Annotated in this window: 26 protein-coding genes; 20 read left to right on the top strand and 6 right to left on the bottom strand. The window is 39.0% G+C overall.

Going from position 1 to position 19,882, the window contains the following annotated elements:
- Positions 1 to 32: 32 nt before the first annotated feature.
- On the bottom strand, positions 33 to 815 hold the full coding sequence (locus M3166_RS19385; protein ID WP_285848815.1) for a lytic transglycosylase domain-containing protein: 783 nt from the start codon (positions 813 to 815) through the stop codon (positions 33 to 35).
- Between the two features lie 8 nt (positions 816 to 823).
- Positions 824 to 1,411 (bottom strand): CYTH domain-containing protein, encoded by a 588-nt coding sequence (locus M3166_RS10230; protein WP_251689705.1) that lies wholly within the window; start codon positions 1,409 to 1,411, stop codon positions 824 to 826.
- A gap of 104 nt (positions 1,412 to 1,515) precedes the next feature.
- Between M3166_RS10230 and M3166_RS10225 the strand changes: the two genes are divergently transcribed.
- From M3166_RS10225 to M3166_RS10200, 6 genes are all read left to right on the top strand, one after another.
- Complete coding sequence (locus M3166_RS10225; protein WP_251689703.1) at positions 1,516 to 1,962, top strand: hypothetical protein; 447 nt, start codon at positions 1,516 to 1,518, stop codon at positions 1,960 to 1,962.
- A 155-nt stretch (positions 1,963 to 2,117) separates the two neighbouring features.
- Positions 2,118 to 2,795 (top strand): GTP pyrophosphokinase, encoded by a 678-nt coding sequence (locus tag M3166_RS10220; RefSeq protein WP_251689702.1) that lies wholly within the window; start codon positions 2,118 to 2,120, stop codon positions 2,793 to 2,795.
- Positions 2,795 to 3,589 carry an NAD kinase gene (locus M3166_RS10215; RefSeq protein ID WP_079524781.1) on the top strand — a complete coding sequence of 265 codons (795 nt, stop codon included), beginning with the start codon at positions 2,795 to 2,797 and terminating at the stop codon, positions 3,587 to 3,589. Before M3166_RS10220 ends, M3166_RS10215 begins: the two co-directional genes overlap by 1 nt.
- An 11-nt stretch (positions 3,590 to 3,600) precedes the next feature.
- The gene (locus tag M3166_RS10210; RefSeq protein ID WP_251689700.1) at positions 3,601 to 4,485 is read left to right on the top strand and encodes an RluA family pseudouridine synthase; all 885 of its coding nucleotides are present in this window, start codon (positions 3,601 to 3,603) and stop codon (positions 4,483 to 4,485) included.
- A 176-nt stretch (positions 4,486 to 4,661) separates the two neighbouring features.
- The gene (gene mgtE / locus M3166_RS10205; RefSeq protein WP_251689697.1) at positions 4,662 to 6,032 is read left to right on the top strand and encodes a magnesium transporter; all 1,371 of its coding nucleotides are present in this window, start codon (positions 4,662 to 4,664) and stop codon (positions 6,030 to 6,032) included.
- Positions 6,033 to 6,081: 49 nt separating this feature from the next.
- Positions 6,082 to 6,399: a 4-diphosphocytidyl-2C-methyl-D-erythritol kinase gene (locus tag M3166_RS10200; protein WP_251689695.1), complete on the top strand. Its 318-nt coding sequence runs from the start codon at positions 6,082 to 6,084 to the stop codon at positions 6,397 to 6,399.
- Between the two features lie 99 nt (positions 6,400 to 6,498).
- Here M3166_RS10200 and M3166_RS10195 read toward each other — a convergent pair whose 3' ends face one another.
- A complete protein-coding gene (locus M3166_RS10195) occupies positions 6,499 to 7,026 on the bottom strand; it encodes a CotY/CotZ family spore coat protein (protein WP_251689693.1) in 528 nt (175 codons plus the stop codon).
- 162 nt (positions 7,027 to 7,188) lie between these two features.
- Here M3166_RS10195 and M3166_RS10190 point away from each other — a divergent pair, with 162 nt between their 5' ends.
- From M3166_RS10190 to M3166_RS10165, 6 genes are all read left to right on the top strand, one after another.
- Positions 7,189 to 7,590 (top strand): YhcN/YlaJ family sporulation lipoprotein, encoded by a 402-nt coding sequence (locus M3166_RS10190; RefSeq protein ID WP_251689692.1) that lies wholly within the window; start codon positions 7,189 to 7,191, stop codon positions 7,588 to 7,590.
- Position 7,591: 1 nt separating this feature from the next.
- A complete protein-coding gene (gene spoVAC / locus M3166_RS10185; RefSeq protein WP_251689690.1) occupies positions 7,592 to 8,047 on the top strand; it encodes a stage V sporulation protein AC in 456 nt (151 codons plus the stop codon).
- On the top strand, positions 8,041 to 9,036 hold the full coding sequence (locus M3166_RS10180; RefSeq protein WP_251689688.1) for a stage V sporulation protein AD: 996 nt from the start codon (positions 8,041 to 8,043) through the stop codon (positions 9,034 to 9,036). The genes spoVAC and M3166_RS10180 overlap by 7 nt, the downstream gene beginning before the upstream one ends.
- Positions 9,033 to 9,407, top strand: coding sequence for a stage V sporulation protein AE (gene spoVAE, locus M3166_RS10175; RefSeq protein WP_079524798.1), 375 nt, complete (start codon positions 9,033 to 9,035; stop codon positions 9,405 to 9,407). The genes M3166_RS10180 and spoVAE overlap by 4 nt, the downstream gene beginning before the upstream one ends.
- 63 nt (positions 9,408 to 9,470) lie before the next feature.
- A complete protein-coding gene (locus tag M3166_RS19380) occupies positions 9,471 to 9,635 on the top strand; it encodes a YjcZ family sporulation protein (RefSeq protein ID WP_285848814.1) in 165 nt (54 codons plus the stop codon).
- 18 nt (positions 9,636 to 9,653) lie between these two features.
- Positions 9,654 to 9,902, top strand: coding sequence for a stage VI sporulation protein F (locus M3166_RS10165; RefSeq protein ID WP_008403555.1), 249 nt, complete (start codon positions 9,654 to 9,656; stop codon positions 9,900 to 9,902).
- A 94-nt stretch (positions 9,903 to 9,996) separates the two neighbouring features.
- Here the strand turns inward: M3166_RS10165 and M3166_RS10160 are convergent, their stop codons facing one another.
- The 3 genes from M3166_RS10160 to M3166_RS10150 all read right to left on the bottom strand — a co-directional run bounded on the left by M3166_RS10160 (position 9,997) and on the right by M3166_RS10150 (position 11,832).
- Complete coding sequence (locus M3166_RS10160) at positions 9,997 to 10,425, bottom strand: GNAT family N-acetyltransferase (protein WP_251689687.1); 429 nt, start codon at positions 10,423 to 10,425, stop codon at positions 9,997 to 9,999.
- A gap of 3 nt (positions 10,426 to 10,428) precedes the next feature.
- Positions 10,429 to 10,944, bottom strand: coding sequence for a YjcG family protein (locus M3166_RS10155; protein WP_251689685.1), 516 nt, complete (start codon positions 10,942 to 10,944; stop codon positions 10,429 to 10,431).
- A gap of 168 nt (positions 10,945 to 11,112) precedes the next feature.
- On the bottom strand, positions 11,113 to 11,832 hold the full coding sequence (locus tag M3166_RS10150) for an alpha/beta hydrolase (protein ID WP_251689683.1): 720 nt from the start codon (positions 11,830 to 11,832) through the stop codon (positions 11,113 to 11,115).
- A gap of 229 nt (positions 11,833 to 12,061) precedes the next feature.
- Between M3166_RS10150 and M3166_RS10145 the strand changes: the two genes are divergently transcribed.
- The 8 genes from M3166_RS10145 (at position 12,062) to M3166_RS10110 (ending at position 19,881) form a co-directional block, all read left to right on the top strand.
- Positions 12,062 to 12,643: a phosphatidylglycerophosphatase A family protein gene (locus M3166_RS10145; protein ID WP_251689681.1), complete on the top strand. Its 582-nt coding sequence runs from the start codon at positions 12,062 to 12,064 to the stop codon at positions 12,641 to 12,643.
- A 20-nt stretch (positions 12,644 to 12,663) separates the two neighbouring features.
- Positions 12,664 to 13,299: a thermonuclease family protein gene (locus M3166_RS10140; RefSeq protein ID WP_251689679.1), complete on the top strand. Its 636-nt coding sequence runs from the start codon at positions 12,664 to 12,666 to the stop codon at positions 13,297 to 13,299.
- Positions 13,300 to 13,528: 229 nt separating this feature from the next.
- Positions 13,529 to 13,972: a type II 3-dehydroquinate dehydratase gene (gene aroQ, locus M3166_RS10135; protein WP_251689677.1), complete on the top strand. Its 444-nt coding sequence runs from the start codon at positions 13,529 to 13,531 to the stop codon at positions 13,970 to 13,972.
- 339 nt (positions 13,973 to 14,311) lie between these two features.
- The gene (locus M3166_RS10130) at positions 14,312 to 15,082 is read left to right on the top strand and encodes an NEAT domain-containing protein (RefSeq protein WP_251689675.1); all 771 of its coding nucleotides are present in this window, start codon (positions 14,312 to 14,314) and stop codon (positions 15,080 to 15,082) included.
- Between the two features lie 20 nt (positions 15,083 to 15,102).
- Positions 15,103 to 16,902, top strand: coding sequence for an S-layer homology domain-containing protein (locus M3166_RS10125; RefSeq protein WP_251689673.1), 1,800 nt, complete (start codon positions 15,103 to 15,105; stop codon positions 16,900 to 16,902).
- A 205-nt stretch (positions 16,903 to 17,107) separates the two neighbouring features.
- Entirely contained in the window at positions 17,108 to 18,013 is a 906-nt protein-coding gene (isdE, locus tag M3166_RS10120) for a heme ABC transporter substrate-binding protein IsdE (RefSeq protein ID WP_251689670.1), read from the top strand.
- Between the two features lie 135 nt (positions 18,014 to 18,148).
- Positions 18,149 to 19,102, top strand: a complete 954-nt coding sequence (locus tag M3166_RS10115) for a FecCD family ABC transporter permease (protein ID WP_251689668.1) — start codon at positions 18,149 to 18,151, stop codon at positions 19,100 to 19,102.
- Positions 19,103 to 19,110: 8 nt separating this feature from the next.
- Positions 19,111 to 19,881, top strand: a complete 771-nt coding sequence (locus M3166_RS10110) for an ABC transporter ATP-binding protein (protein WP_251689666.1) — start codon at positions 19,111 to 19,113, stop codon at positions 19,879 to 19,881.
- Position 19,882 lies beyond the last annotated feature (1 nt).

The raw sequence follows: 19,882 nt of genomic DNA, 5'->3' as shown, positions 1-19,882 counted from the left end.
TCACGACAAGTTCACCGCTATTTATAAATAATTTACACATTCATATAGTTCATTATTTTTTTGACATAGTTTTGAGTTTCTTGGAAAGGAGGGATACCCCCGTATTTTTTTACATTTCCAGGACCTGCATTGTACGCAGCAAGCGCTGTTTCCACATTATTATCAAACTGGTCGAGCATTTGGCGTAAATATTTTGCGCCACCCATAATATTTTGGGCAGGGTCAAAACGATCAGACACCCCTAAATAGCGCGCAGTTGCAGGCATGAGCTGCATTAAACCGGATGCGCCGGCAGCACTAGTGGCAGATGCTTTAAAGTTCGACTCCTGTTTAATAACGGAAGTAATCAGTTTTTCAGGTAAATTGTATTTCTTAGCGGCAGCAGCAATTTCTGCTTGATAAGTTTCAGCACCGGCAAAGAAATTTGCTACATCGGTCTTTCTTGTAAAATCCGTCATATACTGTTCAATTGTGGATGTTTCATTACTTGCTGAAAGGCTGTTGAATGTACCCGGTAAATTCGTTAAGTTAGTTGAATTATTCAACAAAAATGTTGCGATATAGTTTTGAGCAGCCGAGTTTTGCTGCTGCGAATTAGAAGTTTGTTCGGAATCCGTTAACTGCTGGAAAGTGCTAACATCACCAAGTCCAGTTAGCGAACTTGATAAAGATTGTCCGCCTAAAATGTCGCTCATTAAATCGGAAAATAAAGTCGACGTAGATGATGATAATACACTTGCGCTTGACTGATTGGATGTATTTAAATTCTGCATTGCCTGAAGTTCAAGCAATGTTTTCATTGATGAAATATCCATCACAGCACCTAGCCTTTCTGATTGTTTAAAGCCGTCATAAAGCGCACAATTTTCTTTTGCGCAGGCTGTGGCTCAATTTCATGATGTGCCAAAAATTCGGAGAAAATTTCCTTTCCGACTGCTTCATCATGTGTCTCATATTCTACCTCATAATCGTCGCAGTGCAAATAGAAAGAATGGTCAAACACGAGCAAACCACCTTTATATGGGATTTCCACACGGTCGGTCGTCAATGTACCGTAACAGTGCAAATCGCCAACCGGAATATTAAATAACGCCAGTCTTTCGCTTACAGAATACGGGGGCACTCCATCACCGGCCAGCATACGATCTGCTTCCTCACGTGCTAAATAATCTGTCGTTTCTAGATGCTGGTGTTTGGAAGCTTTTTCTTTTAACGTAAATTCAATCGAATCTTCCACGACACGAATTCGAAGAGCGCTGTGAATTTGTTTTAGATGGTTTTCTTTTGTATCAAAGTAATGGTTAACTTGACGAATAATTTGTTCGCTTTTTATGGAGAATGTTTCAAGAAGCTGTTCATACTGTGACTTTGTTAGTATATTCTTGAATTCTATTTCAATTTGCTGTGTCATTTTCATCGTCCTTTTTAGTAATAGTTTTCAATTAAATCCAATGGCTGTAAGAATTAAACGTTTCTGCACCAAATGAGTGTCCTATGGTAAAATGTGAAGGGTAGATGGATCATCAATTTTATCAACCGACATTTTCCGGTGATGAAAAGAAAAAGGAGATTAATTCATTGCGAAACGTATATTTAATTGATCATGTTGAAGTAGTACATAATGAAATCTATTTTATTTTAAATGAAAAGAAACAACTTAGCCAATTGCAATCGACAGGGCAAGTGATCGTCGATTCGGATAATGAGGCGTTTCTTTATATCATAGAAGAAAATGAGGCATACAGTTATATTAGCTTTTCAAAAAATGTATGGCCGCAACTATTACAAATGTTATTGGCAGAGCAAAAAACATACTTGAAAGTGGAAGATGGTCTGCTGCCGCTTCAACAATTTGCTGATGAATTACAAGGATTGCTTTATAATATTGAAGGCAACAGCAACTATGGAGATCAATTTGTTGATAATATCGAAAAGGCATTTGCCGAATTCTTGAATAAATAGTAATAAACTTAATTATCACAAGAAAAACGGTCATTTCACGTGATTTAGGTGTGAAATGTGTATTTCTCGTCTACAAGAAGTATAATTGTTTGAAACAACGTGTTGATGAAATAGTGTGACAGGTATGAACTATTTCTAGTTGGGGGGTTTTTAAATTGGGGCAGTGGGAAGTATTTTTGAGTCCATATCGACAAGCTGTGGATGAACTTAAAATAAAATTAAAAGGAATGCGTTCGCAATTTGGTATTATGAGTGCCAATTCGCCGATTGAATTTGTGACAGGTCGTGTAAAACCACTTGCTAGTATATATGACAAATCGCTTGATAAAGGGATACCATTCGAACCGACTGCGCGTTTAGGAAATGAATTGCAAGATATCGCCGGTGTACGGATTATGTGTCAGTTCGTTGATGATATAGCAACAGTAACCGAACTGATCCGTCAGCGTAATGATATGAAAGTTATCGAGGAAAAAGATTATATTACACATAGTAAACCGAGTGGCTATCGTTCACACCATATGATTATTGAGTATCCGGTAGAAACGATTCAAGGTCGCATCGTAGTTGTGGCAGAAATACAAATTCGTACATTAGCGATGAACTTCTGGGCATCAATTGAACATTCCATGAACTACAAGTATAAAGGGATTTTCCCTGAAGAAATAAAAAATCGATTGCAAAGCGCAGCTGAAGCAGCATTCCGATTAGATGAAGAAATGTCCTCAATTAGAAGTGAAATTCAAGAGGCACAGGCATATTTCAGTGAAGTGAAAGAAGCAACGAATACAGCTATCCATAAGTCAACTGACAAAGAGGAGCGTGACAAATAATGAAGTTTTCAATACAATCACGCAGAGATGACCAATCAAATGAATTGATGGAGCTCGCAAAATCTTATTTAATTGATTTCGGTTTACAATTTGATGAACAAGAGCCGGAAATTGTTCTTTCGATTGGCGGCGATGGAACATTATTGCATGCTTTCCACCGCTATTTGCACCGTTTGGATAAAACAGCATTTGTCGGGATCCATACAGGCCATTTAGGCTTTTATGCCGATTGGAAACCTTCAGAGCTAGAAAAGTTAGTATTGTCGATTGCCAAAAAGGAATACAATGTCGTGGAATATCCGTTATTGGAAGTGCAGGTTCATCGCCAGCATTCCGAATCCAGTACGTTTCTTGCACTGAATGAAGCAACGATTAAATCGCCGGACGTAACGCTTGTAATGGATGTGGAACTGAACGGCGAGCATTTTGAGCGCTTCCGTGGAGACGGCTTATGTATTTCGACACCGTCGGGCAGTACAGCATACAATAAGGCACTGGGTGGAGCGATTATTCATCCGACATTGCAGGCTTTGCAAATAACAGAAATGGCATCGATCAATAACCGCGTTTTCAGGACGGTCGGATCTTCTTTAGTATTGCCGGCACACCATAACTGTGTATTAAAACCCGTACATGAGCAGCAATTTAATATGACGGTCGATCATATTAGCATGACGGAAACCGATGTAAAATCGATTACTTTTAATGTGGCAAATGAAAAAGTGCGGTTTGCACGTTTCAGACCATTCCCGTTTTGGGAACGTGTGCACGATTCATTTATCTCGAATGAATAGAATGAGGGTATATGGATAAACAATTTCAATTACAATTTATCAATACGGTCGATCAGGAGCTTTTGCGAGATGCAATTGCTCACTGGGGCATTTCAAAGCGTGCATTAACCGCCATTAAATTTGATGGTGGGGCACTTTTGGTTAACGGAGAAGAAAGAAATGTGCGGCATCGTTTGGCAGAAGGCGATGTTGTGACGATTATTTTCCCGGTAGAAGAAGCAAGTGAAGGACTGATTCCTGTAAAAGGAGAATTAGCTGTTGTGTATGAGGACGAGGCAGTGCTTCTTGTCGACAAACCGGCCTTCATGAGTTCGATTCCTTCTCGGGAACACCCGAATAATTCGCTTGCAAACCTTGTATATGGCTATTTTGAACAGCAGCAGCTTGCTTCCACTGTTCATATCGTGACAAGACTTGACCGCGATACATCCGGGTTGATGCTTATAGCGAAGCATCGTCATATACATCATTTAATGAGTGAACAGCAAAAAAAGGGACAAATTCACCGTGAATATGAAGCAGTTGCAGAAGGTATCATTGAACAAGCTCAGCAATCCATCATTGCTCCGATCGGACGGAAAGATACGAGCATTATTGAGCGTGAAGTACGTCCAAACGGGCAATTTGCCCATACGGATGTAACTGTGCTAACACGCAAAAATAATATGACACATATTCGCCTGAAGCTCCATACGGGAAGAACCCATCAAATACGTGTTCATATGGCTTATATTGGCCATCCATTAGTAGGGGATGAATTATATGGAGGTAATCATACATTAATTAACCGCCAGGCACTCCATTGCCGCTACATTGAATTTGAACACCCGTTAACGAAAGAAAGAGTACACTTTGAAAGCAAGTTGCCAGAAGAGATTTCTACATTGATTAACTAATGCAAGATGCCAAGATTTCATTGGCATCTTTTATTTTTAGGGAAATTGGGAATATACTGTTGAGAAGGAATTTACGTGATACGAAAAAGTTATGGTAAAACGTAATTAGCCTTGACGAGGGATAGCAATTAATCATAAAATAACTCGTTATGAAAAGTCGAAAGGAGGGGGCAAGCATGATAGAGGAAAAAAATGATGAAGTCCAGTACGATGAAGCGTTTTTACGAATGCTGCTTGATGAAGAAAACATCGAGTCGTTCCGTGAATATTTCCTTGTACTCCATCCATATGATCAAGCACAGTTTTACGAAGAGGTGGGCCCGGATATACGGCAAATTATTTATCGTTACTTGTCTCCTCAGGAAATGGCCATCATTTTTGAAACAACTGAAATTGAAGACGATGAATATAAAACTTACTTAGATGAGATGGATCCATCATACGGTGCGGCCATGTTCGGCTTCATGTATACCGATAATGCGGTAGATATCCTCAATGAATTGGATACCCAGCAACGGGAAAATTACTTGGATATGATGGATGAAGAAACCGTCGATGAAATTAATGAGCTTTTAGGCTACGAAGAATATACAGCCGGTGCCATTATGACGACAGAATATGTATCGGTCGTTGAAAGCGCAACGGTTCGTGAGGCAATGCGAGTGCTGCGGCAGGAAGCCCAAACCGCCGAAACGATTTATTATATTTTTGTAGTGGATCAGGAACATCGATTACTTGGTGTCATGTCTTTAAGGGAACTGATTGTTGCTGAAGGGGATTTGTATGTCCGAGACATCATGAGTGAACGTGTCCTAGCTGTAAAAGTGACGGATGACCAGGAAAATGTCGCGAACTTGATAAAGGACTACGACTTATTGGCAATTCCTGTTGTCAACGAGAGCCGTGAACTTCAAGGGATTATTACGGTCGATGATATTATCGACGTTATTGAAGAAGAAGCAGAGGACGACTATTCCAAGCTGGCAGGTATTGCGGATATGGATGATAATGATGCAGGTCCTTTACGGGCGGCAGGAAAGCGTTTGCCATGGCTCATTATTTTACTGTTCTTAGGTATGCTGACATCGGGACTTATGGGGATATTTGAAGCAACGCTCGACAAAGTCGCCTTGCTTGCAACATTTATTCCGCTTATTTCAGGTACATCCGGTAATAGTGGCACCCAGGCATTGGCTGTAGCGATACGAGGGATTGCAACAGGTGATATTGGCGGGAAAAGTAAATTCAGGCTGATCGTGCGGGAATTAAGTACAGGGCTTATTATGGGAGTAGTAAGTGGTGCCATAGTTGTCGGAATCATATTCTTCTGGAAAGGTACATTGATAATCGGTCTGCTTGTCGGGGCATCGATTTGCTGCTCGATTATTGTCGCGACACTGGCTGGATCGTTTATACCGATTTTAATGCATAAGCTGGGTGTTGACCCTGCAGTTGCATCAGGACCTTTTATTACAACGTTGAATGACGTCACAAGTATTATTATTTATCTTGGCCTAGCATCGACGTTTATTAGCCGGATTCTGTAAGTAACGATTTCAAAAGACTTTGCATATTGTATGAAAAAGGATGTGGAATGTGGAAATTCACCCATTACTTTTTATTGCAAGTCCGGTTTATATACAAGAAAAACGAGTCGAAATAGAGGAAGAAAGTACATCAATTTATGTACGACCTATTACTGAAAAAATTGAAAATGCCCTTATTGCACGACAGCTCCATTATTTTTCGAAACCGGCGAAAGAGCCAAGGGTATTGGTATTTATTTTGCAATCAGGTGAAAAAATACACGGATCAATCGATAAAATAAGTGGTAGTCAAGTATTGCTGAATTGCCAAGATACAAAACGCTGGATAAAAGCTAATGAGGTTGTGTTAATTCATAATACGTTATAAAAAGGAGGAGCCAAATTAATGGCTCCTCTTTTTTAGTTCTTTCATGAAAGAAAATACAGCATCTCGCGCTATATGCGCGAGATGTGTTTTTCATATGAATTAGTCACAAATGCCAAGGTCTACATCATCGATACATTGAACAGCACAGAAGCAATCTAAATCAACTGTGATACAGCTGTCTGAAGCTTCAAATTGTGTTACTTTACATACTTGACGGAAATCAATACCTGTTCCGTGATCATTTAGTAAATCAACTGTATGTTCTTTGTCATCTTGTGGTACAAGAACACGTAATGTTGCACAGCAGCCATCAAATACATCTTCAACACGGAAATAAATCGATACACAAGGACAATCATGGCCATCTGCTGTAGTGAATGTAGCGAAGAATGGAGAACCATCCTTGTTTAATAAAGTAAATACACGTGTGTCGACATTGTTACGAGCCGGGTTAACAATTCCACCAAGCGGCTCTAGGAAACAGTTTGTTGTACAGCGACTGCATTCATCCTGTACTGCTGCATTTTGAATTTCTAAAATCGCACGGACAACCTCACAAACACAACCACGTGATTGGTGATGTTCACCTGTTCCACCTACATCATTATTACCTCTTCCACAACCCATTATTTTTTCACCTCCGGTTTACTTAACTCTTACTAATAATATGAACCGGTTCTCAAAAGAATCGGGCTAATGAACAGGTTTCACCAAACTTCTTTGGGCGATGAATAATTCAAAATACGACAGGTTATACTTGGAGAAAAATGGACAAAAGGGGGGACTGCTATGTGGAAAGCACTTATGACATTGAGTTTGCTTTTAATTCTTGCAGGCTGCAATGACCGTGAGAAAGTTGTGACGTATGAGCTGACAGATAATGTACAGAATCAGCAGGAAATAAAAAAGCTTTTAAAGGAAGATGATGCAATTGAACAAGCGAATCTGTTAGTAATTGAAGATGAATTATTTGTCGCAATGCAATTAAAACCGTTGAAAAAATGGAACCGCGAAAAAATTGAGCAAGATTGGAAAAAGAAGTTGGAAGATAAATTTTCCGATAGTAAAGTCAATGTTTCCGCAGATTTTAAAATGTTTTGGGAATCGACTAAATTAATGGAAGAAAAAGACCAGAAAAAAATGCTGAAAGAATTGCATGCATTAAAAAAGCTTGCTAAGGAGGAAACGTAACTTGAAAGAGCAACAATACAATACATTAAAAGATCAAATTACACCGAAAACGCCTCTCGCCATCAATTGTTTAAAAGCATTTGTTGTTGGCGGTGTCATTTGTTGTGTAGGACAAGCGATTTCCTTTTTTTATATGATGTTTTTTGATTTTACGGAGAAAACTGTGGGTAACCCAACAGTAGCAACAATGGTGTTTATCGCCATGCTTCTGACTGGGTTCGGACAATATCGTAGACTAGGCCAATTTGCGGGAGCTGGAAGTGCAGTTCCGGTAACGGGGTTCGGTAATGCTGTTGTTTCTGCAGCAATTGAAGGGAAATCGGAAGGACTTGTATTAGGTGTCGGCAGTAACATGTTCAAGCTTGCCGGCTCGGTTATTTTATTTGGAGTAGTCTCGGCCTTTTTTGTAACCTTGATTAAATTAATACTAGTATCGGTAGGTGTCGCGGCGTGGTAATTGTTTTTCAGTCAAAGCCATCCATTCTTTCTTCAGGTGTTGTAGTAGGGCCTTTGGAAAAACGGAGTGTCTTTCAAACGTATTTTGACAAAATATCAACCGATGAACGGTTGCAAAAAGATTCGAATGAAAAAGGGAATGCCGTTCTCATTTCAGATGCATGTCAGACAATATTAAAAAAATCGAATTTAAATAATTTGGATATTGATTATTTACTGGGCGGAGACTTAGTTAATCAAATGACACCCACAAACTTTGCAGCAAGGGAACTGGCTGTTTCGTTTATCGGTCTTTTTTCTGCCTGTGCAACATCTGTCTCTTCTATAGTTATTGCTTCTTTATTGACAGAACTGGGTGCCAGCGATTTTTCCATTGCAGGTGCTTCAAGCCAGCATAATTCGGTCGAGCGCCAGTTTCGCTATCCAGTTGATTATGGAGGTCAAAAACCTGCAACTGCTCAGTGGACTGTAACAGCAGCAGGATTTGTATTAGTTGGTAAGCATCAGCCGAAACTTCCATATGTAGAAGCCGCAACAATCGGAAAAGTAATTGATTACGGAGCAACAGATCCATTTCATATGGGTGGAGCAATGGCACCGGCAGCATTTGATACGATTCAGGCACATTTAAAAAAGCGTTCGCAAACAATACAGGATTACGATGTCATAATGACAGGTGATTTAGGGAAAATCGGATTGAAAATTTTAATTGCGATGTTTGCCCAAAGTGGTGTGAAAAAAGAAGATTTATCAAGATTCCGTGATGCCGGTGCAGAATTTTACGGTGAAGATACAGCATTTTTGGCAGGGGCGAGTGGTGCGGGTTGTTCTGCTGCAGTCTATAGCGGCTATATGATGGAACAATTTAAAAGTGGTCGTTACAAGCGCGCATTATTAGTGGCAACAGGTGCACTTTTATCGCCGCTTTCTTTTCAACAAGGTGAGTCAATTCCGTGCACAGCACATGCAATTGAAATCGGGATGGGGTGAGTACAATCGGCTTTACATTTTTAGTGGCATTTGTCGTTGGTGGATTAATTTGTGTAATTGGTCAGTTATTAATGGATGTAGGAAAGCTGACACCTGGTCATACTTTATCCATTTTAGTTGTAGTAGGAGCAATTTTAGATGGACTTAATTTATATGAAGCCTTAATAAACTTCGCCGGTGCCGGTGCGACAATTCCAATTACTTCATTTGGAAACTCATTGACACATGGAGCAATGGCTGAAGCTGAAAAGCACGGCTGGATTGGCCTCTTGACAGGTATGTTCGAGGTGACAAGCTCTGGAATTAGCGCTGCGATATTGTTTGGTTTTATCGCGGCATTAATATTTAAGCCTAAAGGAAAAGTAGATTAGACGAATACCCTCCTTTTTTTTGAGTGTTTGCATACACTACAAAATAGAAAGGGGGGTATAAGTATGTCTGGATATGGTTGGCAGCAGCAAGGTTGGCAGCAAGGTTGGCAACAAGGTGGTTGTGATTATGGTTGTTCCCCAGGCTATGGCGGTAATAACAGTATGACATTCGTATTGATCGTTGTACTCTTTATTTTACTTATTATCGTTGGTAGCGCATTTATTTAAGGGAGGTAAGTAAACATTATGGATCGTTCGTTTTTTAAAAAAGTGGAGCGCAAAACCGGCGTTGATTTCGATGAAATTATGACGCTTGCAAATGCATTAACGTATGCAGATTTCTCGGATGAAAAACAAGTTCGAAAAATCGTTAAAAAAGTGAGCCGTCTTGCAAATAAACCGATTACGAGTGAACTTGAAGACAAAATTGTCCAATCAATCATTCAAGACGGTAAATCCTTGGATTTTTCGAAAATTGAGAAAATGATGAAATAAGTCGGAACTTAAAAAAGTGGCGTAACAATACGAAAAACATCCATTTTCTTCGGCGGAAAATGGATGTTTTTCTACTTTTATGAGATTAAAAGAATTAGATTTTCTTCTCCATAGCGCGATGCGGAATGCCAGCATCCATAAATTCCGGGGAAGTGACAGTGTATTCCAGTTTTTCATAGAAAGGAACTGCATAGCTTTGGGCATTCAATTTAAGCTTTTCAAAAGCTGCATTCTTTGCGTATTGTTCAACAGCTTCCATAATTAATGCACCAAGTCGTTTACCGCGATAGTTGTTCAAAACGCAAACGCGTTCCACTTTTCCTACTTTCGGTTCTACTTCTCGAAGCCGTGCTGTAGCAATTGAACTTTCACCTTCGTTTACTAAGAAATGAATGGCTTTCTCATCGTATTCATCTAATTCCAGACTTAGTGGAACTCCTTGCTCTTTAACGAACACTTCTTTACGTAGCGCAAATGCATGTTCGCGATCTTCTTCAGTTGTAACTAGTTTTACTTCAAACACGTATTACTCAGCTCCAGTCAATTTGTATGTTTCATAAGTTGTCCATGAGCCGTCTTCCAATTGGTAAAGCAAGTGGAAACGATCGATCGAATCTTTTTCATCTACTCCAACCATACGCAACTGACCATAAATATCATCATGCTCCGAAGCGCTCATTTTTTGTGCAATTGTAATATGCGGCATAAACACATGCTTTGGCGCACCCAAGTTGATCTTTTCCTGAATTAGTTTTTGAATATTTTCCAACTGTGGTGTTGGCTCAATTCGGAAGTAAATGGCATTCGTCGTCGGGTAAAATGAACTGATTCGAGAGGCATGAATTTGTAAAGGTGCAAACCTTGATGCCACTTCCTGCAAATGCTTGGAGATTTCTCCGATTTCAGATTCACCCGCATCAAACGCATCCTTCAGCGTAAGATGAGGTGTGATTAAAGCATAATGCGGGTCATAGCGTTTGCGATAAGTGTTCGCTAAATCTTGTAATTTTTTAGATGGAAAAGCAACAATACCGTATTTCAAATTCATTACCCCCTAAAAATAATATAAATAATTTCATATAGCACCGTGCTAAATGATTGTGAGACGTCCTGTAAATGGCATAAAAAAATCTAGATACAGCCACACCAAGGCGTAATTGTTTTAATTATAACAGAAAAATTTGTGAATAAACATTTCCAGCATACCGTATTATCCGAAAATTTCAATTAGTGCACGTTTTAGATCAGGTTTCCAGTAAGTCCATGTATGATTTCCATTGAATTCTTCATAGAATGTATCAATACCATGTTGAACGAACATTTGATGCAGCTCACGGTTCGGTGTTAACAGATCTTTTACCGTACCATCCTTTAATGCCACTTGATCTTCCTGGAGGCCGATAATATGGTACAACGAAAGAATATTGACATTTTTCGCATCTTTAACAGCCTGCAATACAAGCTCATCTACATAAGGTGATTGTAAAATAGCTTTACCGAAAATATTTGGATAATGGAATGCAGTCATTAATGAAATGGTTGCAGCCATAGAATCACCTATTAATGCACGCCCACCGCCGACTTGTGTAGTTGAAAATTCATCATCTAAATAAGGCACGAGCTCATGTGCCAAAAATCGCATATACGCTTCAAATTGATCCCCTGCTGGTGTATATTTTCTCTTTCGATCTTCATAATTTTTGTATGGCACACCAACAATAATTGTATTTTCAATTAAATAGCCATCGATCAGTTCATCTGCAAGACGCGGAATGCCTCCTAGCTGAAAATAGTCTTTACCATCGGATGCGATTAAAATGTTATATTCATATAATGGTGAATAATTTGCTGGAATATAAATTAGTAATTCTAACTCTTCGTTTAATGCATTGCTAAAAAAAGTAACATCTTTTACTGTGCCTCTCTCCAATGTTGTCACCCCTGTATTTTGATGTATGTAAAATTGTATCATATAGTAAAATAAAGGTGTAATATATAAAGAAAGCCATAAAGTGAAACCTAAATCAGTGGTGAGTTTTTCCATCCCCTGGTTAGCAGGAACACAAGCTAATACTGGAAGCTTACTTTTACTGGTATTTTTACTATCCGTTAATGCGGGAAAAATGAGTGCTTAAAATAAACTGAAGTGAGGATTTCTTATGCATAATAAAAATATTCGTGTACATTCAGACGAAGTGACAAAAGCTACGTATAACGCGTTGGAACGACGTCATGTAACAATTGAAGATATTGCTGAAATCGTGTTTACGATGCAATCACCATATAATGAAGGCTTAACAATCGAACACTGTATTCAATCGGTTGTTCGTGTATTAAATAAACGTGAAGTGCAACATGCTGTACTAGTAGGAATTGAGCTTGACGAACTGGCAGAAAAAAGACTGCTGTCGGCACCGCTTCAAGCAATTATCGAGGCAGATGAAGGATTGTTTGGTGTTGATGAAACTTTGGCATTAGGGTCAGTATTTACGTATGGAAGTATTGCTGTAACAACTTTCGGTCATTTGGATAAGCAAAAAATCGGGATCATTGAAAAGCTTGATACAAAAGCGGGCGAATCGGTAAATACATTTTTAGATGATCTAGTCGGGAGCATCGCAGCTTGTGCAGCTTCACGATTGGCACACCGTATGCGCGATTTAGAAGAAGAAGGCGGCACATTCGCAGATATTCCTCCGGTAGAATTAGGACCAAATCCTAAGTCAAACACGGACATTTAGAAAGGATTTTAATATAAACGATGAAATTAAAAGATGTAAAAACACTAATTACGAGCGGTACTATTATTATTGCAGTAGGTTTATACTTAGCATTTAGCGAACCTAAAAAAGATACAGAGCAAACAACTTCCCCTGCCATTACGGAACAAAATACAGAATACAAACTTACAACTGATGTTGCGATGGACAAAACAGGCAATCAATTAATCGACGTGAAATATTTGAATGCCAATGATGGCGATACATTCAATGTCGAAATAGATGGTAAAAAAGAGCGTGTACGTCTTCTTATGATTGACACACCTGAAATGAACTATAACAAAGGCGAACCTATGCCATACGCAGAAGAGGCAAAGGAACGTACGATCGAACTGATGGAACAGGCGGAATCCGTTCAACTTTTATTCGATAAAGGCCCCGAGACAGATAAATATGACCGATTATTGGCCTATGCTTTTGTAGACGGTGTTAGTTTACATGAAATTTTATTAAGTGAAGGTCTGGCAGCAGTGCGTTATGTCAATAAACCGAACGATACTCTGGAAGATGAGCTTTTGGAAATTCAGCAACAAGCTGAAAAGAAAGAGCTGAACATTTGGGCTCATGACAATTATTTACAGCGTGACGGTTTCCATCCGGAAGAAGTAAGCAAGTAATTCTGATACAACTAAAAATTTGTTAATAAACCGGACTTGAAAATAACTTTTCAAGTCCGGTTTATTACGTTTTGCCTCATAAAGGAAGATTTTGTTTCCCTTTTAGCTCATGTTGAAGAAGCAGGTTGTATATAAAACGATGGGATTGGTATGATGGTATGGCAAGAATCTTTAGGAATTAAATTACTTATATCTTTCGAAAGCATATTTATTTTAAGGGGGAAGAATGATGACAAAAATTTTAATGTTGCACGGTGTTAACCACAACATGTTCGGAAAACGCGATCCTGAACATTATGGAAAGATACCTTTAGAGGAAATTAATCAAACGATTCAGGAACTGGCGAACGAGCTAAATGTTGAAGTAGAGACTTTCCAGACAAACCACGAAGGTGAATTTGTGGAGAAAATTCACGAAGCGTTCCTTTCCGGGGTTGACGGTATTGTTCTAAATGCTGGTGCCTGGACCCACTACAGTTATGCAATTCGAGATGCTTTAGATATTTTTACAGGTCCAACCGTTGAAATACATATGTCCAATATCCATGCACGTGAAAGTTTCCGTGAAAAATCTGTGTTTGCGGATATAGTGACAGGTCAAATCTCTGGTTTTGGCAAAGAAAGCTATTTGCTGGGTATTCGTGCAGCAGTACAAGCAATAAAAAACAATTAATAATGAAAATACTAAAATTATTCAACATGTTTCGGATAAACTATTAAGCGATTTCTATTAATGGAAATCGCTCGAATCCCTTGATATCTATATTGCCTACAGGGCATCCTTCCCATTCCAACGCATTGCCTTTTTATTGGGAATATATGAAATGTAATATTTTGTTAAGTTGCAAAAACGACAAATTAATGAAGTTTGCCATCAAAAGAAGTAAATTTATTATAAATGAGAATATCATCAATTGAGAAACAGGTAATTTTATGGCATGCTATATAGTGGTATTGAGAAATATTCTCTATTAGGAATTGAAATAATTTATAGAAAAGGAGGAGAAATGGTGTGAGAAAAAGTTTCTTCATATTTTTTGCTGCTCTTTTTTTGGTAGCGTTTACTTTACCGAATAATTCATCTGCAGCAATTGCTGATGGTACATATGATGTTAGTTATCAAGTAAATAAACCCGGGAGCAATTCGGCATCTATGGCGAATGACTATTTTTTAAAGCCAGCCAAATTAATTGTAAACAACGGAAAAATGACAATGCAGCTTACGATTAAAAACAGTAGCTGGGTTACACAGTTTAATCCTCCGGGTGGTGCGAAAGTAATCAGCTCAAGTGCAGACCAGCGCACAGTGCAATTTCCTGTTTCCAATGCAAATTTAGTGACTATAGCGATGAAAATCGACATTGATGATATCGATTACCATCATAGCTATAGTGTAGATTTTGTATTTAATAGCGGGGGGTTACCTGAAGCAAAAGTCGAGGAACCTAAAGAAACAGTAAAGCAGGAACCGGCAAAAACAACTCCGGCACCTAAGGAAACACAAACAAAGTCGTCAGGAAGTAATACTTCTTCAAATACACCAGCACCATCAACTGAAAAGCAGAATACAGGTTCATCCGATCAGCAAGCGACAACAGAAATAACAAAGACAGATGATTCAACAAAATCTGATGAAGAAATTGCGTCTGAAACGAAGCAAGCTGAAAATTCTGAGGTAGTAGAAAATCCAGAGACGAGCGATGAATTACCGTTAATGGCGATTATTTTATTTTTCATAGCTGCCGTTGTATTCATTCGCACTAAGAAAACAAAAACTATATAGACAGATAGGGGAAATAAAGAATGGCTAACAAATCCAAAGCAACTAAAGCAGTATTAGCATCATTACTTGCTACATCAGCTATCGTACCAGCAATGGCAGTATCTGCTGATACAACTACAGAAACGAAGGCAACAGAAGCGGCAATTTCTACAGCAACTAAAACTATTGACTTCAAAGTTGACGCGGAAGATGCACTAAAACGTTTTATCCCAACTTCAGGTGAATTAGTTGAGCGTAATGGTCAAAAATTTATCAATATTGAATTATCAGATGCGGTACTAGCAATGGTAAATAGCGTAACAGTGGCAGGACAACCTGCAATGGCTGAATATAATGGTAAAAAACACATTAACATTCCAGTAACTGCAGATTATACTCCTGTAGAAGCTACTCTAAATATGACAATTACTTTCGTTGGTAAAGATCCGGTTGATTATAAAGTGACGTTAACACCTGACGCAAAATCAATTAAAGAAGTAACGGAAACAACAAAGCCAGTTGAAGAAGTGAAAGAAGAGAAAGTATATACACCTGGTAAAACTTTTGAGTCGGTGGCGGATGGTACTTACGATATTGTTTGGGATGCATATAATTCAGAAAAATTAGGTAACTACAAAGCAATTACGAACCACTTCACACCTAAAGCGAAATTAATCGTAAAAGACGGCGAATATTCTGTAGAAGTATCTGTAGCGGCAACTTCAAAAGAAATGGTAGCTGGATTTAAAATTGCGGGTAAAGAAGCAACCGAAAAAGATGGCGTTTATACAGTAGAAATTCCTTCAATTAGTGAATTACATGAAGCAGGTGTACATGTTGTTGTTCCAGCAGCGAAGATGGATAAATGGTATGACTTCGGTTTCGCTATCGAAACAGCTGACCTGGAGTTACCAAAAGCTGAAGTAAAACCTGCGCCTGTTGAATCTGTAAAAATGGATGTTACAGCATTAAAGAACGGAACTCAGGAATTGTCTATTATGCACAATAAATATTTAGACGATGAGGTAACAGTGACAACAACTGAAGGGGGCTATGATGTAGAATTAACATTCCCTGAAGGTCAACACTTATTAGGCTTCGATGTTGAGGGCGCAACAGTTGCATTAAAGTCAGAAGAAAAAGTTGGCAATAATACAGTAAAAATCTACACGTTATCATTTAAAGATTTAGAAAAAATCTATACAGCAACAGCAGATTTAAAAGTAGTTCTTAATGGGAATGTATTATATGAAACTGCACATGACTTCCAAATGAAGTTTAGCGATAAGAACTCAACAACTGTTCCATTTAAAGATATCGAAAACAACGGTAACAAAGATGCGATCATTAACCTTTATAACAAAGGGATTTTCAAAGCTGCAGACAAGTTCAACCCTGGAAACAACTTGAAACGCTCTCAATTCGCATTAATGCTAAACCGTGCATTAAAATTGGATGTACCAGCAAAAGCGAATTTCTCTGATATCGCAAAATATGATGCTGAAACAAAAACAGCAATCAATGCATTAAACGGTTACGGTATTATTAACGGTAAAACAGCTACTACATTTGCACCTGGACAAGATATAACTCGTAAACAAGCGGCGTTAATGATTTACCGTCTATTAGAGAAAAACGGCTATAAAGCATCAGGAGAGGCAGCAAAATTCTCTGATATGCCAAAAGAAGTTGAAGCATCAAAAGCAATTTCTGAATTAAATAAATTAGGTATTATTTCTGGTTTTGAAGGGAAATTCAATCCGGAAAACAAATTAACACGTTCTCAAATGGCAAAAATCTTAAACAATACATTAACTGTTGTTGACGGTTTAAATAAATAATTTAATGTAATGTGAATGGCTTATAACAAACAGCCATTGCTAATACTATTTTAGGTAGGGGTGTGTTAAAAGCTGAGGCTTTTAATACAGCCCCAATCCTATTTTTAAGCAACGACAGTTAATACGCTACGCTTAAATTGAACTAAACTTCCATCTAGTACGGGATGAAATTTTACTTCAGTTTAAACAGCTAGGAGGAAAATAAATGAAGAAGTGGTTAATCGGACTCGCATTGAGTATGGCGGTACTTGCGGGATGCGGAAATAGTGAACAGAAAGCAGCGTCATCCACTAACGGAGATGTTAACACTGCATCAGAACAGGCCCCGGTTGTTGAAGAGGAGCATCGTATTATCGCTGGAACAGTAGTCATTGCACAAATTCTGGACCGGCTGGATCTTGATGCGGTCGCAATTCCGGATACGGTGAAGGATTTACCGGCACGATTTGACGATCTGCCGAATATCGGGAATGCGATGGATCCGGATGCGGAAATTATTAAATCGCTCAATCCTACTGAAGTGCTGTCCGCGTCAACATTGGAATACGATTTAAAGGATAAATTTGAGCAATTGAAAATTCCGGTCGATTTTGTTGATTTAACAAGTATTGAATCGATGATAGGCGAAATTACAGCACTTGGTGAACGCTACAACCGTGTGAACGAGGCAAAAGCTTTAAATGATGAATTACAGGCAGAAATTGATGCGGTAGAGGTTGCAGCAAGTAATGAAGAAAAGCCTCGCGTACTCATTTTACTTGGAGTGCCTGGCAGTTATTTAGTGGCGACGGAAAATTCATATGCAGGTGATTTAGTACGTCTTGCAGGTGGTGAAAACGTTATGGCTGGTCAGGATGCAGAATACTTGCCATCCAATACAGAACATTTATATTCATCAAACCCTGATATCATTTTACGTTTATCGCACGGTATGCCGGCTGAAGTTATTGAAATGTTTGATGAGGAATTTGCCAAAAATGATGTTTGGAAACATTTTAATGCTGTCAAAAATGGACAAGTATATGATTTAGAAGAAGAACTATTTGGGACGACTGCCGCATTGAATGTACCGGAAGCTCTCAATGAGTTAGTAGAAATATTTTATCCATAAGACCTCTGCCTTCTAGACTTAAGAAGGGAGAAGAGGATATGCGGGACATAAACTCCCCGTTCTCGTTATTAATAACAATGTTGGAAAAGCAAAGTCTTGAGGGAGGTGCTTTTCATCATATAAAGGATGTTTTCTGTGACCAAAAAAATTTTTAGCTTTATCGCTGTCACTGTATTGCTTGTTATAACAATCATTTACGCAGCGACAACAGGAAGTATAAAGATGTCGTTTATCGACTTTATCACGAATTTCTTCAATGCCGATAATGCGGATATGGCAGCGATTAAAGATTTGCGTTTCCCAAGAATCATCGTAGCGATATTTGCCGGAGCGGCTTTATCGGTTGCCGGTGTTTTATTGCAGGCAATTATGCGAAATCCATTAGCGGATGCCGGGTTCATCGGAATATCCGCGGGGGCTGCATTTACAAAATTATTTATCGTAAGCTTTGTACCGACACTATTTTTCTTCACACCACTAGCAGCATTTATCGGAGGAGCGCTCGCATGTTTCTTTGTTTTCCTGCTTTCCTGGAAGTCAGGGCTGAATCCATTAAAGTTAATTTTGGTCGGGATTGCGATCAATGCCATGTTCTCTGGGCTTACAGAAGCGATGATCAGCTTTGGTGCTTCGGCAACAGGTGCGATTACATCAAATCTTTCCTTAAAAACTTGGGATGATGTAACGCTGATTGTTACATATGGTTCTATTGGTTTACTTCTTGCTTTTATTTTATACGCTTCATGTAATGTGCTCGTGTTATCTGATAAAACCGCAAAAAGTGTCGGTTTTAATGTAACAGGTGCACGCATACTCATTGCGACGGTTGCTGTAATGTTAGCAGCTTCATCTGTTGTAGTGGCAGGGGTCATTTCATTTGTCGGAATTTTAGTGCCGCATATCGCACGTCGACTTGTCGGTTTTGATCATAAAGTGTTAATTCCGTTTACGGCACTACTGGGCGCATTTATTATATTATTGGCCGATACACTTGGACGTACAATGTTCAGCCCGATGGAAGTACCGGCATCAACGATTATGGCCATTATCGGAGGACCATTCCTCATATTCCTACTTAGAAAAGAGTGACAACCAATATGGAAATTAAACAAGTAGTCGTTTCCCATGACGGGACGACCCGTCATTTAAATGCAGTATCGACTGCTATTCCAAAAGGGAAAGTGACGACAATTATAGGACCGAATGGCTGCGGAAAATCCACCTTGCTAAGTGTCATGTCACGAAACAACAAACCGCTCGAAGGTCAGGCGATGCTCGAAAATCGGGACTTGGTGGAATATAAGCCGAAAGAGTTTGCGAAGAAATTGGCGATTGTATATCAGCAAAACGATATTCCATCAGATTTGACGGTGGAGAAGCTTGTTATGTACGGACGGATGCCGCATACTTCATTATTCAAAAAGAGAGCGGAAGAGGATGAGGAGGCAGTTACATGGGCGCTTACTTGTACGAACCTGCTTGAAAAACGGCATAATGATTTATCGGCACTATCCGGTGGGGAACGCCAGCGTGTATGGATTGCAATGGCACTTGCACAAAAGTCTGAAATACTGTGCTTGGACGAGCCGACAACGTACTTGGATATATACTATCAGCTGGAACTGCTGGAGCTCGTAAAGCAGCTGAATGAACAGTACGGCTTGACGATTGTTATGGTGCTACACGACATTAATCAGGCGATTCGTTACAGCGAACACATTATTTTGATGAAAGCCGGTACAATTATCGCTGAAGGTGCACCACGAGATGTTATTACAAAAGAAGTAATTAAGGAAGTATACGGGGTCAATTCCGTGTTTCATGAAGATGAGCAGCTCGGGTTATATATGATGCCGTTAAGTATTTAAT

The sequence above is a fragment of the Solibacillus isronensis genome (assembly GCF_023715405.1).
GTDB lineage: Bacteria > Bacillota > Bacilli > Bacillales_A > Planococcaceae > Solibacillus > Solibacillus isronensis_B.
This window is presented reverse-complemented; position numbering and strand designations above follow the sequence as displayed.

Excerpts from the sequence above, each read along its gene's own strand:
- M3166_RS19385 (WP_285848815.1), bottom strand. The coding sequence starts at position 815 with ATGGATATTTCATCAATGAAAACATTGCTTGAACTTCAGGCAATGCAG.
- M3166_RS10230 (WP_251689705.1), bottom strand. The coding sequence starts at position 1,411 with ATGACACAGCAAATTGAAATAGAATTCAAGAATATACTAACAAAGTCA.
- M3166_RS10225 (WP_251689703.1), top strand. The coding sequence starts at position 1,516 with ATGGATCATCAATTTTATCAACCGACATTTTCCGGTGATGAAAAGAAA.
- M3166_RS10215 (WP_079524781.1), top strand. The coding sequence starts at position 2,795 with ATGAAGTTTTCAATACAATCACGCAGAGATGACCAATCAAATGAATTG.
- M3166_RS10210 (WP_251689700.1), top strand. The coding sequence starts at position 3,601 with ATGGATAAACAATTTCAATTACAATTTATCAATACGGTCGATCAGGAG.
- mgtE (WP_251689697.1), top strand. The coding sequence starts at position 4,662 with ATGATAGAGGAAAAAAATGATGAAGTCCAGTACGATGAAGCGTTTTTA.
- M3166_RS10195 (WP_251689693.1), bottom strand. The coding sequence starts at position 7,026 with ATGGGTTGTGGAAGAGGTAATAATGATGTAGGTGGAACAGGTGAACAT.
- M3166_RS10190 (WP_251689692.1), top strand. The coding sequence starts at position 7,189 with ATGTGGAAAGCACTTATGACATTGAGTTTGCTTTTAATTCTTGCAGGC.
- M3166_RS19380 (WP_285848814.1), top strand. The coding sequence starts at position 9,471 with ATGTCTGGATATGGTTGGCAGCAGCAAGGTTGGCAGCAAGGTTGGCAA.
- M3166_RS10165 (WP_008403555.1), top strand. The coding sequence starts at position 9,654 with ATGGATCGTTCGTTTTTTAAAAAAGTGGAGCGCAAAACCGGCGTTGAT.
- M3166_RS10145 (WP_251689681.1), top strand. The coding sequence starts at position 12,062 with ATGCATAATAAAAATATTCGTGTACATTCAGACGAAGTGACAAAAGCT.
- M3166_RS10140 (WP_251689679.1), top strand. The coding sequence starts at position 12,664 with ATGAAATTAAAAGATGTAAAAACACTAATTACGAGCGGTACTATTATT.
- aroQ (WP_251689677.1), top strand. The coding sequence starts at position 13,529 with ATGACAAAAATTTTAATGTTGCACGGTGTTAACCACAACATGTTCGGA.
- M3166_RS10125 (WP_251689673.1), top strand. The coding sequence starts at position 15,103 with ATGGCTAACAAATCCAAAGCAACTAAAGCAGTATTAGCATCATTACTT.
- isdE (WP_251689670.1), top strand. The coding sequence starts at position 17,108 with ATGAAGAAGTGGTTAATCGGACTCGCATTGAGTATGGCGGTACTTGCG.
- M3166_RS10110 (WP_251689666.1), top strand. The coding sequence starts at position 19,111 with ATGGAAATTAAACAAGTAGTCGTTTCCCATGACGGGACGACCCGTCAT.